This is a genomic window from Leptolyngbya sp. NIES-2104, assembly GCF_001485215.1.
GTDB lineage: Bacteria > Cyanobacteriota > Cyanobacteriia > Leptolyngbyales > Leptolyngbyaceae > Leptolyngbya.
This window is the reverse complement of record NZ_BBWW01000001.1, coordinates 3112762-3126599: the sequence shown is the minus strand read 5'-3', so window position 1 is coordinate 3126599 and position 13838 is coordinate 3112762. Positions and strand designations below refer to the sequence as shown.

The 13838-nt window shown below is 46.7% G+C and carries 11 protein-coding genes, 5 tRNA genes and 1 pseudogene; 6 read left to right on the top strand and 11 right to left on the bottom strand.

Annotated features, from left to right (window positions below; translation table 11 throughout):
* Window positions 1–90: 90 nt before the first annotated feature.
* Window positions 91–684 (top strand): NYN domain-containing protein, encoded by a 594-nt coding sequence (locus tag NIES2104_RS14745; RefSeq protein WP_063270209.1) that lies wholly within the window; start codon window positions 91–93, stop codon window positions 682–684.
* A gap of 197 nt (window positions 685–881) precedes the next feature.
* A complete protein-coding gene (locus NIES2104_RS14740; protein WP_082689998.1) occupies window positions 882–1751 on the top strand; it encodes an SGNH/GDSL hydrolase family protein in 870 nt (289 codons plus the stop codon).
* Here the strand turns inward: NIES2104_RS14740 and NIES2104_RS14735 are convergent.
* From NIES2104_RS14735 to NIES2104_RS14725, 3 genes are all read right to left on the bottom strand, one after another.
* Window positions 1748–2794: a tetratricopeptide repeat protein gene (locus tag NIES2104_RS14735; protein ID WP_063270208.1), complete on the bottom strand. Its 1047-nt coding sequence runs from the start codon at window positions 2792–2794 to the stop codon at window positions 1748–1750. The genes NIES2104_RS14740 and NIES2104_RS14735 overlap by 4 nt on opposite strands.
* 87 nt (window positions 2795–2881) lie before the next feature.
* Window positions 2882–3778 (bottom strand): alpha/beta fold hydrolase, encoded by an 897-nt coding sequence (locus tag NIES2104_RS14730; protein ID WP_058998940.1) that lies wholly within the window; start codon window positions 3776–3778, stop codon window positions 2882–2884.
* An 80-nt stretch (window positions 3779–3858) separates the two neighbouring features.
* Window positions 3859–4347 carry a hypothetical protein gene (locus tag NIES2104_RS14725; protein WP_058998937.1) on the bottom strand — a complete coding sequence of 163 codons (489 nt, stop codon included), beginning with the start codon at window positions 4345–4347 and terminating at the stop codon, window positions 3859–3861.
* 151 nt (window positions 4348–4498) lie between these two features.
* On the opposite strand from NIES2104_RS14725, the gene NIES2104_RS14720 reads away from it, so the two are divergent.
* A tRNA-Gly gene (locus tag NIES2104_RS14720) sits at window positions 4499–4570 on the top strand.
* Between the two features lie 500 nt (window positions 4571–5070).
* On the opposite strand, the gene NIES2104_RS14715 is transcribed toward NIES2104_RS14720, so the two are convergent.
* Together NIES2104_RS14715 and NIES2104_RS33450 are read right to left on the bottom strand one after the other, a co-directional pair.
* A complete protein-coding gene (locus NIES2104_RS14715) occupies window positions 5071–5574 on the bottom strand; it encodes a hypothetical protein (protein ID WP_058998935.1) in 504 nt (167 codons plus the stop codon).
* A gap of 61 nt (window positions 5575–5635) precedes the next feature.
* Window positions 5636–5758 (bottom strand): hypothetical protein, encoded by a 123-nt coding sequence (locus NIES2104_RS33450; RefSeq protein ID WP_263970962.1) that lies wholly within the window; start codon window positions 5756–5758, stop codon window positions 5636–5638.
* Window positions 5759–5932: 174 nt separating this feature from the next.
* Between NIES2104_RS33450 and NIES2104_RS14710 the strand changes: the two genes are divergently transcribed.
* Both NIES2104_RS14710 and NIES2104_RS14705 read left to right on the top strand, forming a co-directional pair.
* Window positions 5933–6172: a hypothetical protein gene (locus NIES2104_RS14710; RefSeq protein WP_058998933.1), complete on the top strand. Its 240-nt coding sequence runs from the start codon at window positions 5933–5935 to the stop codon at window positions 6170–6172.
* Window positions 6133–7038 (top strand): annotated as a pseudogene (locus NIES2104_RS14705) (ISAs1 family transposase); the annotation flags it as partial. The gene NIES2104_RS14710 and the pseudogene NIES2104_RS14705, both read left to right, overlap by 40 nt.
* Window positions 7039–7617: 579 nt before the next feature.
* On the opposite strand, the gene NIES2104_RS14700 reads toward NIES2104_RS14705, so the two are convergent.
* The 6 genes from NIES2104_RS14700 to NIES2104_RS14675 all read right to left on the bottom strand — a co-directional run bounded on the left by NIES2104_RS14700 (window position 7618) and on the right by NIES2104_RS14675 (window position 12767).
* Window positions 7618–7692, bottom strand: a tRNA-Leu gene (locus tag NIES2104_RS14700).
* Between the two features lie 6 nt (window positions 7693–7698).
* Window positions 7699–7770: transfer RNA gene (locus tag NIES2104_RS14695), tRNA-Lys, on the bottom strand.
* 7 nt (window positions 7771–7777) lie between these two features.
* A tRNA-Ile gene (locus tag NIES2104_RS14690) sits at window positions 7778–7855 on the bottom strand.
* Between the two features lie 8 nt (window positions 7856–7863).
* Window positions 7864–7939 (bottom strand) — tRNA-Leu (locus NIES2104_RS14685).
* Window positions 7940–8672: 733 nt separating this feature from the next.
* Entirely contained in the window at window positions 8673–12179 is a 3507-nt protein-coding gene (locus tag NIES2104_RS14680) for a VPA1262 family protein (RefSeq protein ID WP_058998929.1), read from the bottom strand.
* Window positions 12180–12314: 135 nt separating this feature from the next.
* Window positions 12315–12767 carry a zinc ribbon domain-containing protein gene (locus NIES2104_RS14675; protein WP_058998927.1) on the bottom strand — a complete coding sequence of 151 codons (453 nt, stop codon included), beginning with the start codon at window positions 12765–12767 and terminating at the stop codon, window positions 12315–12317.
* A gap of 69 nt (window positions 12768–12836) precedes the next feature.
* Here NIES2104_RS14675 and NIES2104_RS14670 point away from each other — a divergent pair, with 69 nt between their 5' ends.
* Complete coding sequence (locus NIES2104_RS14670; protein ID WP_058998925.1) at window positions 12837–13742, top strand: tyrosine-type recombinase/integrase; 906 nt, start codon at window positions 12837–12839, stop codon at window positions 13740–13742.
* Window positions 13743–13838: the final 96 nt, after the last annotated feature.

Below are 13838 nucleotides of genomic sequence, written 5' to 3'. Positions count from 1 at the left end.
GGTCGAAGCCAGCTTAATCCTGCGTTTGATTGCTGATAGGGTTTCACCCAGAAACGGACAGGCTCTTATTAAACTCACCACTATAGTCTTATGCAACTTGTCCCTCGTCCACAACGTCGGACGGCTTTATCGATCGATCAAGCCGTTCCTCCGATTCCCGATCGACCGCCTGGATCAGAATCGACTCGCGATCGCGTCAGCATTTTCATCGACGGTTCCAACCTGTTTTACGCCGCAATGCAGCTTGGACTCGAAATCGATTACTCGAAATTGTTGAGCTATCTAGTTCAGGGTCGCCCACTGTTAAGAGCATATTTCTACACAGGCGTTGATCCGCACAACGAAAAACAACAAGGCTTTCTCCTGTGGATGCGGCGCCACGGATATCGAGTCATAACTAAAGATTTGATGCAAAATGCAGACGGCTCGAAACACGCCAACCTAGATGTCGAAATCGCTGTCGATATGCTGGAACTAGCACAATACTGCAACACAATGGTACTACTCAGCGGTGATGGCGATTTGACTTACGTAGTAAATACGATCGCTTATCGCGGTGTGCAAGTTGAAGTGGTCAGTCTGCAATCGATGACGAGTGATAGTTTGGTAAATATTGCCGATCGCTATGTTGATCTTGCAACGATCAAGGAACGGATTCAGCGGCAGGAATGGGTCGCGACTTGAAATAGAAAAGGGTGTTACAGTGCAACACCCCCGATTACTGACCCATATTGTTCTACTACACTGTAAGCAAAGCTGAACCGGGGTGCATTAGTCCAAAGGGTGATTAAGCGATATTCAATCCTAAGTATTGTAAAGAGGAGTTTCCAACGATAGAGAAACTCCTCTTTTTCGTCCTCGGTCTATTTCCGCAAATCGAAATGAAGCGACTGTTCCGACTTCCCAATCTGGCGATTCTTCTCATTGCTGCGCTTATTGTTTCCACGATCGTCATCATGATTCAGCCTCGACTACAGACCCCTCAAGTTACCGTTCAGCCGATCGATCAGCTCTATGTCTTCGGAGATAGCTTATCTGATGTGGGCAATGTTTTTCGGGCAACGGGTGGACAAGTTCCCGCACCGCCGTATTTTGAAGGACGACACTCAAACGGAAAAGTTTGGGTGGAAGAGCTTGCTAGTCGGTTAAATCTTTCAGGCGATCGCGTCGAAAATTTCGCTTGGGGTGGAGCGACCACTGGGAGAAATGGCTTGAATCAGGTTCCAGGTGTTCTCGCTCAAGTTGAAACATTCGTGCAGAATCAAAAGATTGATCCTCAAGCTCTCTTTGTCGTCTGGGCAGGTGCAAATGATTACCTTTTCACGACCGAAACACCCACAACCTCGATCGACAATCTCAACCGCTCTCTGCAATCCCTGATTCAATCGGGTGCAAAACGATTGTTAGTTGCAAACTTACCCGATTTGGGACAGCTACCTGCAACCCGTAATACTGAAGCCTCACAGAAACTATCGAACTTTGCAGCGACTTACAATCGATCGCTGCAAACAACACTCGATCAACTCCGAAAACCAGATTTGTCGATCGCAGAACTCGATGTGTTTCGCCTCTATCAAACTGCGATCAAAACTCCAGATCAGTATGGTTTCACAAATGTAACCAATGCCTGTCTGGGATCATCTGCAAACTGCGATCGCTATCTATTTTGGGACGGGATTCATCCGACTACCGCCGCTCACAAAGTATTAGGTGATCTCGCTTTCGAGCAAGTGAAAACCGCAATTCGTTAAGCTAGTTGATGACTATACTCGCTGGCTTTTCCATAATCGCCCAACATCGAAAACGCTGCTTTAAGATTAGTCAAGATGTAGAGTTCTAACCGTTCATCTTGATGTTGTCGAGCGAGTTGCAATCGATCTTCATAACATTGAATTGCAGATTGAGTTTGTCCCAGAGCTTCGTAAGCCACACACAAACTACCTAATGCTTGCTCTTGAGTTCGATCGTCGTTCATCACTCTCGCAATCTCTAACCGCTTCAAGTTGTAAGTAATCGAATTTTCATGCTCTCCCATCACATTGCAAGCATTTCCTAAGTTCCTTAACACCTGCATTTCTAAACGTCGATCGCCTGACTGACGTGCCAATGTTAACCGCTGTTCATAGTAGGCGATCGCTTGTTCAAAGTCGCCTAACGCATAGTAAGCATTACCAAGATTCTTCAAAATCTGACTCGTTGCCACATAATCTTGCAGCTCTTGAGCGATTTCTAAAGCTTTCCGCTCACATTGAATCGCTGCTTGTGGATCATTTGCCGCTTTGTATGCCAACCCCAAATTGTTCAGAGCTGCCATTTCACTCCGCTGATCTCGCAGTTCTTGCGCCAAAGTTAAGCTCTGCTGTTGATACTCGATCGCTTTATCATGATCTGCGAGATGGCGATACGCATTTCCCAATGTCCCAAGAATCTTCACGCTGCTGAGATAGTGCCGAATCCGTTGCGCTAACACTAAACTCCGCTGCGAATACTCGATCGCTTTCGCATATTCGCCCATCGTGTAACAAACCAATCCCAAAGCCTCTAGAGCCTGTTTCGTTCCCTGCTGATCGCCCGTCTCCCAGAAGATGAGATGCGCTCTTTGCAAAGTTGCGATCGCCGATTGTAGCTCGCCGCGCTGATTGAGTTCCATGCCTTGCTGCAACAGGCGATTCGCCTCGGTGACATCGGCATCAGGAGAATCAATCAAGTCGAGAGATGCTTCGATCGGCATTAATGTGTCGCGCTCCGAGGAGTTCGATGCAGACTGATCTCCGGGGTTCGTTTCTAGGCTCATGGGCACCCTCACTGTTTTAGGCAGAGTTTCAGGATTTCAATCTAGAGACTAACCTCTCTAACCAATAAGGGTGTTCCGTGAAACTGACTATTTCCCCAACCGTCGATCGAGCCACTGAACAATCAAGTTATTCACAACCTCCGGACGCTCATCGTGCGGACAATGCCCGGTATTCGGAATCGAAACGAATTCGACAGGCTGAGATTCAACCAGCGATTGATAAATTTTCGATCCCGCGATCGGTGTCCACGGATCAGCTTCTCCCCAAATCACCAACAGCGGCACCTGAATCTGCGGTAAAAGCTCCGTCGGTCTTGGTCCCGGAGGAGCCATCAGCACTGAAGCAAACACCTGCTGTGCTCCCGGATGGCAAGACGGCTCATGCAGCAAATCGACCAATTCATCAGTAATTGCATCCGGATCGCGATAGACCTGTCTCAAACTATTGCGAATTCGATGCTTTTGGCGCACCTGATCAAACATCCAGCCCCCAAACTGCTTAGAACCAACCAGCTTAGAAAATGTCCCCATCACAAACCGTAGCGGTGGATTGAGTTCTTCTGGACGATGATTTAATCCGCCTGCTGGATTGAGCAGTACACCTCCTGCGGCAATTTCAGGCTGCTGTGCTAACACCATCATGCAGAGCAATCCACCGATCGAGTTTCCGACAAACACAGCCGGACGCTGAATATTCGCAGTCCAGAAATCTCGCAGCAATTCCACCCACAGATCGACGGTGTAATTCAATGCAGGTTTTGCAGAGCCACCAAAACCGAGAAGGTCGATCGCAAACACTTGATAACCAGCGTCTGCCAGAACCGGAATATTTTTTCTCCAATGCCCGATCGATGCCCCAAACCCATGCACCAAAACTAGAGGCTGACCCGTACCCATCACCGTGTACTGAATCGAATGCCCTTGCCATTCCCAGGTCAGTTTTTCCAGAGTTGGAAGCGTTTTTGCTTGATCAGTAGTCGTCATTCTTGTAAAGATTTCTTAACTAAACCTGATCATAGTATGAGCGACCCCAGAAATTCTAGGGCGCGATCGTTCGGATTCTGCTACTTTTTCTTCGTTTCAGGCTCGGACAGTGCACGATCGAGAATTGATCGCGCTTCTTCGGCTTGCGATCGCGCTTCACGGTATCTTAAATTCGTTTGTGCGTAGTTTTTCAGCACCTTGAAGCCTTCTTTCAGTCCGTTAATTTCTTCTTCAGTCACCGGATCGTCTGTAAAAAGAACATCAATTTGTTTGCGAATTTGAAAGGCTTCCGATCGCGATTCTTGTGCTTTCAATTTCAGCGTGGCAAGGCTACTCAAAGTTTGCACAGCCTGATTAATTGCATCTTCATCGCTAGCGGGCTGACTCCCTGGATCTTTGACCTCAATAAAATTTTGTGGACCGAATCCATCGGCTAAGTCGGTCGGCAGTTTGCCCTCGTCCATCAATTCCATCAGTTGATCCATCGCCTTATCTCGCGCTTTTGACGAATCTTTACCGGGAACTGTAAGAATGATTTCGGGGCTTTGAGCCAGGGTGTACTGAACCATTGAATGTCGCTATCACAATAAGAATATTCATACTAATCTTATCTCTGATGGCGTGAATTTGACGGAATGATTTGCGATCGTGCTTCCAACTTTTCTATCAACCTCGCTTGACAATTCCAAACCAATCTGAGATATTGATAAAGTACTAAATGCGGGTATAGCTCAGTGGTAGAGCGTCACCTTGCCAAGGTGAATGTCGCGCGTTCGAATCGCGTTACCCGCTTTCTAACAGAAGTCTCTCACAGCCCTGATTTCGCGGGCTTTTGAGCAGGCTCGGTGATATTTCTTTGGCAGCAAAGTTAGTATGATAGTACTAGCGTTTGGGTGTTTTTCAGGCGATTCCGGTCGTTTATTGGGGTAAGACTGAAACCCCCGCCCCAGGAGATTCTGATGTACTCAAACACTCCAGGAAAAGCGTTCAAGGGCACGGTTCAGGTTAAGAGTTCTGACGGTCGTTTACAGCTTGTTTTTAGCTACGACGGTAGGCGGAATTATTGATCGACGGGTTTGATTGATACCTCGACGAATCGTCGTCTTGCCCAACTCAAAGCTGGGGAGATCGAGAAAGATATTCTGAGCGGTTCGATGAAACATTGGAGAAGTACAAGCTGCAATCTGCGCTGAGTACTGCGACCAAAGCGACCTCGAACATGCTCCATGTGAGCCGAGGCAACGCGCCACTAAAAACCTCGCTGGCAGATTTGTGGGAAAAATTCATCGAATTTAAGCGCCCCTAGTGTAGCCCGAACATTCAATCAGAACTGGACCTTCGGGAATAAATCGTGTTTGATAATTCGCTTTCTTATCTTTTCCTTTTAAGCTCTTAATCGGAATCGGCGTTTTTAGCCGTTCTAATTCTTGCACCTCCCAAAAGACTGCCCAAGTTGGAGAATCAGTTGCCGTCGATTTTGGGCGAAAAATTGCCTTTCCAGGATAGCGACCCCGCCGCGATCCGACAGACCCGATATATAATCCCCGCCAAGTTGCTTCAGGCTGCAACGGTTGATCCCCTTTCGCATGAGACGCATAAATCAAAATCTCGACCGCTTTCCCGCCCCGCAGTTTTTCAACCTCTCCAAACACTTCAAAATCCATGCTGCCAAATGCAACCTTTGGCAATTGATCCGATTCTTCGGAATCGAGTTGAAGTGCGATCGCTTCCAATCCAGAAATCAAGTGCATCTCTGGGACTGGGGCGAGAATTGCGAAGGCATGAGTCTTTTGCATAAATCAGCAGCCGTTAAAATCAGCTTTTCTAGCCTACTAGGAACAAGTAAAGTTTGGGGAATTAAAAACATGACTGCCAAGAGAAATAGCCGCGCTGTCTGATCTTCAAACCGCCTCGAATCAGTGCCGTCTCTTGCTCAATCTCGATCGGAATCTGTTCTGCCCTCGCTTTCAGACGATTCATATTCCGCTCAAACTGCTCCCGCTCTGGATTACTAAAAAAAGGCGTTCAATCTCGATCGACAATTTTCCGCTCTTGCCATCCCTCACTCGTCTAAATCAACCCCTGGAACGTGTATAGATTCGTGAGATTCGTAGTTCAATAAAGACTAAATACCGTCGCTCGTTATTCAAATTCATGGCTCATTTTGGCTTATTCTGTCCGCCGGGTTCTGGGCACCTTAACCCGATGACCACCTTGGGGCGCGAACTTCAGCAGCGCGGTCATCGGGTCACGTTAATCAATCTTTTAGATACTCAAATTAACGCAGATGCCGCAGGAATTGAATTTCATCCGATCGGACAATCAGAGTTTCCCATCGGAGCAGGAACGAAATCGCCCGACTGCGACCGGAACAAATGCAGCAGTGTTTTTTGAACTGGGTGCAAGCGGTGTTTGAAATCAGTGACGGACAATTGATAGCAGTGGATGGGAAAACACTGCGTGGGAGCCATGAGCGGGGTAGCAAGAGAAGCGTCATTCACAGAGTGAGTGCTTGGGCAAGCCAAAATCGAATTGTGCTGGGACAACGCCATGTGAATGAGAAGTCCAATGAAATTACAGCCATTCCAGAGTTACTGCGGGTGCTAAATCTAGCAGGGTCTGTCGTGAGTATTGATGCAATGGGATGTCAAACAGCAATTGCTCAGCAAATTGTGGAACAACAAGGAGACTATGTCCTTGCGCTCAAAGGCAATCAGGGTAACTTGCATAAAGACGTAGAGCAATTATTCAATCAGGCTCGTCAGAAGCAGTTTCGCGGAGTTGAACATGACTTCTATGAAACGCAAGACCAAAAGCATGGTCGTGTCGAACTGCGTCGCTACTGGGTGATGGGCAACACAGACTATCTGATTGGAGCCGAGAACTGGGCAAAGTTAACTACGGTTGGCTGCGTTGAGTCGCAACGTCAAGTTAACGGTAAAACGACTTGTGAACTCCGCTACTATTTGCTGAGTTTACCACTCGATGCAGAGCGCTTTGCCGAAGCCGTTCGAGGACATTGGAGGATTGAAAACCAATTGCATTGGATGCTCGATGTTGCCTTCCAAGAGGATAAAGCTCGTTCAACCGCAGGCTATAGCAGCGAGAATCTAGCAGTGATTCGTCATCTCGCCGTTAACCTACTCACTCAAGAGAAATCGGCGAAAGGCGGGATGCGGGCAAAGCGCCTCAAGGCAGGTTGGGACGACACCTATCTGCTGAAAGTTCTTGCCCAACCCTCTAATTTGTCTCGACCATAAAGAGACGGATGCGTTTACTCATCAATTTGACACTTCTAGAGCAAAACTCTTTGCTTAATCAGTTTTTACAGAATGCTTGTACTTAAAAACGGATCTTTCGAGGTTCTCCAGTGCAACTAGATGAGTACGAATCCTTGAAGATCAGTGCTGATAACTCTGAGCTAACCAAAGGGCAGTGTGAGAGTCATCAGAAATAAGTAGAAAACTACTTCCAATAGAGTAAGAACAACTGTAATGATTATTAGTGATTTTCGACCAGAAATTGCACGAATAAAAGCAATGAGATTGACAACCACAGCTTTGAATATGCCAAAAATGAGTCCAATGAATGTCATCCTTAAAATATAGCCAGGGTAACTGCCGCTTAGAAACGCGAATGTTGGTGAATGTGGAATCACTGTGAACCATTCGATTGTCAATCTCAAAATCAAGGTACTGGGAACACACAGAGACAACAAAAACAGAGAGACCTTGAGATTGGGGACTAATGACATATTTTTCGTAGATGCTACTTCTGCACGCATTGCTAGAATAACTCAGCCTCTATGAAGAAATGTATACGTTTGCCCTGTCTCTGCATACCCCTGACTGGACTCGAACCAGCAAAACACTTATTTTAAGTAAGCGATGTCTTTCCAGTTGCATCATAGGGGCTTGAGGTGAGACGTGTAGGAATCGAACCTACCTAAGTCGGATTAAAAATCCGATGCACAGCCACTATGCCAACGTCTCGTAAATTTGGTACACCGAGCAGGACTCGAACCTGCTAGTAACACACTTATCGGGTGTGCGCGTAGACCACTTCCGCCTTCGGTGCTTGTGCTATGGTACTTCTGGTGGGAGTCGAACCCACAAAAGCTCGACCCTCGATCGAGTGCGTCTACCGTTTCGCCACAGAAGCACAGTGCCCCTGGTGGGAGTCGAACCCACAAATTCTGGTTGTATAGTGACAAATGGTTCTGGATCTACGACAAAATGACACTTAGTCTAGGATCAAGGATTTTATTCTGTTTTCATGGTTCGGCAGCGTTATCCAATAAGAGCCGCTTATCTAAAGCACCTTGAATGGATTTGTGATTGAATAGCCATTTATGACTTTGACCAAATTTCTTTCCTCCTTAACCTTGTCTCACTACATTATAATACAATGTACTACAAACGTGTCAAGGGAAGTCCCAAAAAACTTTTCTCGTCCCTCAGTAGTCTCTCGATAAAGGTTGTCAGTCGCGTTCTCAATTCAACACAGTTGCCGCGCACCGTCAAAAGCTGCTTGCCATCCAACGATTTCTTCTGAAATTCTGCTGAATTGGCAATATGCAATCCGGCAATTCTATGATGCCGGGGACCTCAGGCTGAATCTGAAAATTTGTGGGACTGGGAGCATTGGCGGCATAACTCCTACCAGTTGTTGTGATGCCTCGTTTAGGAGCTTAAGAAATCGATGCTGTTTCGACTGAATTGATCGATGTGGCGATGGCAGCATCAAGGCATTGCACAGTTTTACCACTACAAACGGCATCAAGCACATCAATTATGGATTCGCAGTCCCTGTCAGCAACAGAGTTATAGAAGAATTGCGTGTAATACTTGCAACGAAGCGAGTAGCCATCGATTCCCTGCTTAGATTACTTGCTCTAGAGCTTTGCCGTAAATTCCCACAGTAACTTTCTGTCAGGTAACGAGTCTGCTTCGCGAGTGATTGCTAAAGTTTCATCGAAGTGTGTTGCAGCTTGCTGTAGAACTTCAAACTCCTCATCGGTTAACTGATTATTCGATTTGTTCGTTTGAGCTACCAGTTGCATCAAACTCTGTAACCACAGAGCGCAAGTTCGTGCTGCGTCCCATTTCTCATAATGACGGGAACGAAGAAAAGGTTGCTTTAGGGAGCGTCGCGCGGCTTGACTAAGCTTTAAAGTTTCAGCTAGCCATTTTGTGCGACGTTCTGGACTCGCACGAGCGAATACTTCTGCACACACCTGAATTAATTCCAAACCCGTCGTAAAATCAGGATTAAAGCCAAGAGAAGGGCTTGCCTCGTCTTGTTTCGTAGCAATTATCAGACTATTGTTGAGTCCATTCAATAAAACTAAAAACCAAACTTCAGTAACACAATCCTGGCTTAACTTATTCTCAGTGACCAAGGGTTGTAGTAGATTATTCGTTGTCGTTCTTGCCCATGCGCCTTCACTCGGACCACTGAGACGACGACTAATGCTTGAAACTTCCTCCAGCGATAATTCCTGCGGAAAATTCCGCCGCATTTCGTTGAAAACCGCTAAACGAAGTTCTCGAACTGCCTCAGTTTCTCCACGATTGATATTTGCTTTGATTCTCAGGTGAAATCCCCATTCGGCTAAAACGTGAATTCTCTCGATCGCTGAAAGTTGTGTCAGTCGAGTAAAAATCTTTTGCAAATCCAAGGGCGATTGATCAGCCTGATTAGCATTTGATGGAAACAAGCTATAGGCTGCGAGCGCGCGAATCGACGGCAAATTGCTCTCAATCATCTTCTGTGTCAGATTGTCATTCTGTTGATTGTGAAATCGATTAATAATCAGTTGCCACACTAGCTGCTGAATGATGAAGGAGAGGGAATAAGCTAAAGACCAGAACTGCAATGAATCTAGAGTACTGCGATCATCTACCAGAAACTGGTTCAACGTCTCAACCGCGTCAATCAACTTCGCTGAATCTAGAGTCATTAATGCTTGTGCCGCATAACGAAGACCGCGATCGTTCAAACACATCTGCCACATCTGGGCACTCGTAATTTGCAGAAGTCGGTCGGCATCTCGTACAGCACTCACAAAGTCTCGTTTGACGAAATCAATTAATTGCAGTGCGTCGGCTTGAGCATTTGGATGGTATGACTGAACGGGAAGATTTAAGGCATGGGGGACTTGTAATACAAATGTGTGCAGTTTTGCAGCTAGTGCTGCCCCCCCAACCAATGTGATTTTTGCCAAGTACGCTTCATGCTCTGAAGTTCGATCTAACCATGCTGCCAATCCAGCCCACAATCGAGTACAAGTATCCATATCGGCACACAGTAAAGTTTGAGTCAATTGCTCAAGCATTGCTTCGACCCGGTTCGCTGTTGTCTCATGCAACTCAAACTCTTGTGTTGTCGTATTGTAAAGACCTCGTTCTTGAAGGCGTTCACCCAGATCGGATAACGTTAGATAAGCCAAATTAGCATCTTGGAGAAGTGCTGCAAAGAATTGATTTGCATCGGGAATTGCAGCAATTTCTGTTGGATGTTGGCTCATCGAGAATTCTGCTTGCTCAGCAATCGTCGAGAAAATTGTCTGCACTTCTCTTCTAGGATTAGAAGGCTGAAGCAATTCAGTCGCAATATAAGTCTCAACGAGAGGCAGCACGTCTGCTGGAATGGTTGTGATTAACAATGGATAAGCCTTCGTTGCACCTTGAATCGAGTTGGAAAGATGATAGCCAGCTTTCACGTCACCGTTTTGACCGAAGACAAGAATGTAGCGATCATGAAAAATTTGATTCTTTCCCCCTTCTGTACTTCGCACGTCTAAAAGACGGAATTTAAGATTTTTCAACAAAACCTGTAGTTGATTACAAGCCGTCTTCAGTCGAATTGCGCGTTGTGGTTCTGAGGATTGATCGCTCACTTGCAGACTATCTTCTGTCTCCAGTGCATCGTCATCTGATTTAATTTGAGTGGTCGTCAGAACAACATACTCTGCCTGAACTGCACTCGCTCGTGCAATCAGTTCATGAATGCCAGCGCTGTCAAAATAAGGGTCAATCAGGAGAACTTTGCTGGCTGTTGGATCGTTCGTGAGTTGTTGCAACCACTTAAAAAAACTAAATCGACCCGTCTCGTCGTTTGCCCAACCTCTCGGAAAGAATGCTCCGTTTGAGCTGAATGGGAAGAGCTTTCTGGCAAATTCGCGGATTTGCTTTGCCGCCACAATCCACGGCTCTGTATCTGTTTTACCAATCCGTACCTGTTCATAATTCACCTGATTGAACTTTTGAGATTGCTCAACCTGGTCTCGAAATCTAGAATTGGCATATTTCTCAAGCCAATCCGAAGGTAAGTCGATTTGAGGACCAGCCAGACCAAGACTTAGATTAACCTGCCAGCGTGTGGGTGATGTATGCTCGTACCAAAGCTCCCAGCTCGTAGAATTAGGTGCTTGAATCCAGATCGTAACCGTAACGGAACTGATGTGTTCTTTTGCTTCAAACGATACCGGGACTTCCGCGCTATCGGCTACCTGTACAAGCTGACATTGATCTAGAACGATCACGCCACCATTCTTGCCGCGACAGCGAATCAAAGCAGATGAGGTTGGAAGCACTCCAGGTGTAATTCGGACTGTTACTTGATTTGGGGCATCATCAGTATCAATGCTAATCTGAGACTGCTCATGCTGATTAGCAGCCGGAAAGCAGAGCCATTCTAGGTTTCCTAGTCGTTGGTTATCTGCGTTCCGAAAATCTAATCCCGTTTCATCCCGAAGGTGATTCAGGCAGAGTCTAGCTAGTTCGTCTACTTGCGGAAGCGGTTCACCGTTGGCTTGGCAGAAAAGATTGAGTTTATCGCAGCGGTATAGCGACCCCATAAATGCAGAGATACCGTCGATCGGGCTAGTGGGTGGCTTGAGTTGATCAAAGATCGGCAGCGTCGAAAACGATGTTTCCAAGAAAATCACTGGACGAACCCGAAAAGATTGGGCAATTTGATTAGGCGATACTCCCAAGCAGAACTGATCAAGCGGCGCATTGGGTTGAGGAAGATCCATTTGATTGCAGGCATCGCCTAGTGTTACGCCCTGACAAAGCCGTTTTACAAGATCGGTGATCGCACTACCGCTATGCAGAAATGTCAACCTGTGAATGCGAAACTCATAGGGCGCTGATTTCCATTTGGATAAAGAGTTGAATGATCCCCATTGACCCACTGCACCTGTTAATCGAGGGAGCACCCAACTGAATAGCAATTGATAGTCGCGGTCGTTCTTACCTTGTTTTCGCTCAAGCAGCCACAAGTAAAGTGTACAGGGTTCGTTCGAGTTGCCGCTAAATACTTCTGTCAGTCGGGCATCACAACTCAGCGTATCAAGGTCTTGAGAGAGGTTGGGAATAGAAGGACTCTGAGACATGGGTTTAGTAAATTTAGTAAATTATGAGGACACACCAGATAGAAATTCTTCTGCCTCTCTTCGGGTTAAAAGACAACGGGTCATCTTAACCGTTCTTGCTACCTTTTGATTTAATCAGTCTTTCAGAACCAAAATTTATTTCTGATAGGTTTTGCCGCAAAAAGGACAGAACTTAAATTTGAATGAAAGAATCCTCTCGCTGCAATTAGGACAGCGATCGCACAACTGAGTCCCGCAAGCGTAGCAATACTTTGCTCGCACTGCTGTCCACATCGAATCCGGCAAACTTCCCGGTGTCCAGCACTGGGGACAGAATTTGAGCGTCTCGATCGCATCGACCGTCACACCTTTACACGCCGCATCCAAATACTCAACTGAGATGCCGAGCGCAAACGCCAATCCCGTTTTGGCTTTGTGTTTCAATCGCGTGGTCTGCCCCCGTTCGATTTTGCCGATGCTTTGAAGATGAATTCCTGCTCGATCTGCCAAGTCTTTCTGGCTTAGACTCAAGCTAGTACGGATTCGCCGCACATACTCTGCCAACGATTCTTCAGGGTTTGGAGCGAGGTCTGGATTTAAAGTCATCATAAAACGTTGTCTAAAAAGGTTTATCTAAAACGCTGTTTGATTAATATATTTCTAGGTCATAATCCCATTATGTCTTCTCAAATCGCTGCATCTTTAGCTACAGTCGCAACTGCGTTTCTGAGTCGTCAGGGGTTAGCACCAGGGACGCTTAAATCTTATCAATGCACGTTGCTGCCTTTCCTACAAGAATATGGCTCGATGCCGATTGAGATCCTGACGCGGCAAGCGATTACAGAATATCTCGACGACTTAGAAAGCATTGCCTACACGACGCATCATCGCCATCAAGCGATCATCCAATCCCTGTTTAACTTTGCTGTCGAAGAGGGTTACATCAAGTCAAACCCGATTCTCGGCTTGAAGCGGCGGAAGCCGGATCGAGCCAAGGGAGAACACGACAGCGACGAGATTATTCGCTACCTCACCCCAGAGCAGCTAGAGATGCTTTACCAGTTGGTAAAGCACCATCTCCGCATGAATGCCTTGGTACATCTGCTACACGGAAGCGGAGCCAGAATCTCAGAGCTTTTGGCACTCGATTTGCGCGACGTGAACCAGAGCGAGCGTAAGTTCCAAGTCGTGGGGAAAGGCAATCGGAAGCGGTGGTGTTTTTATGGCGAAGATGCAGCGGTCGCTCTCGATTACTACCTGAAATACGATCGCCACGCCAAATTCTCTGCTCTGTTTACAGCCCAACAGCCGTTCACGCTGGAAGTCTCCCGTCTTAGCTATCGGTCTGCCCACGATAACTGGTGTGAATTGACCGCAGATGCTCCCGAACTGGCAGACGCACATCTGCACGATCTCCGGCACACCTTTGCAACTGAGCGTGTGGGACTGATGGGAATCGAAGAACTGCGGGCGCTAATGGGACACCGATCAATTCAAACAACCCTGCGCTATCAAAAAGTGACTTCACAACGCGCAGAAACGGTGGCAAAACAAGCACTCAAGTCACTGCAAAACGCTGATTAGTTTACATCCGCAAAACGCTACTATCAATGCGTTTTTGTCCTGTTTTTTATCATTACCGCAGAGTATTGCAAATACTCTGCACCAGGAAGGTGAGGT

Bases quoted from the DNA above. Each gene is read 5' to 3' on its own strand.
- NIES2104_RS14725 (WP_058998937.1), bottom strand. From the start codon at position 4,347: ATGGTTCAGTACACCCTGGCTCAAAGCCCCGAAATCATTCTTACAGTT.
- NIES2104_RS33450 (WP_263970962.1), bottom strand. From the start codon at position 5,758: ATGAATCGTCTGAAAGCGAGGGCAGAACAGATTCCGATCGAGATTGAG.
- NIES2104_RS14740 (WP_082689998.1), top strand. From the start codon at position 882: ATGAAGCGACTGTTCCGACTTCCCAATCTGGCGATTCTTCTCATTGCT.
- NIES2104_RS14735 (WP_063270208.1), bottom strand. From the start codon at position 2,794: ATGAGCCTAGAAACGAACCCCGGAGATCAGTCTGCATCGAACTCCTCG.
- NIES2104_RS14715 (WP_058998935.1), bottom strand. From the start codon at position 5,574: ATGCAAAAGACTCATGCCTTCGCAATTCTCGCCCCAGTCCCAGAGATG.
- NIES2104_RS14745 (WP_063270209.1), top strand. From the start codon at position 91: ATGCAACTTGTCCCTCGTCCACAACGTCGGACGGCTTTATCGATCGAT.
- NIES2104_RS14730 (WP_058998940.1), bottom strand. From the start codon at position 3,778: ATGACGACTACTGATCAAGCAAAAACGCTTCCAACTCTGGAAAAACTG.
- NIES2104_RS14710 (WP_058998933.1), top strand. From the start codon at position 5,933: ATGGCTCATTTTGGCTTATTCTGTCCGCCGGGTTCTGGGCACCTTAAC.
- NIES2104_RS14680 (WP_058998929.1), bottom strand. From the start codon at position 12,179: ATGTCTCAGAGTCCTTCTATTCCCAACCTCTCTCAAGACCTTGATACG.
- NIES2104_RS14670 (WP_058998925.1), top strand. From the start codon at position 12,837: ATGTCTTCTCAAATCGCTGCATCTTTAGCTACAGTCGCAACTGCGTTT.
- NIES2104_RS14675 (WP_058998927.1), bottom strand. From the start codon at position 12,767: ATGATGACTTTAAATCCAGACCTCGCTCCAAACCCTGAAGAATCGTTG.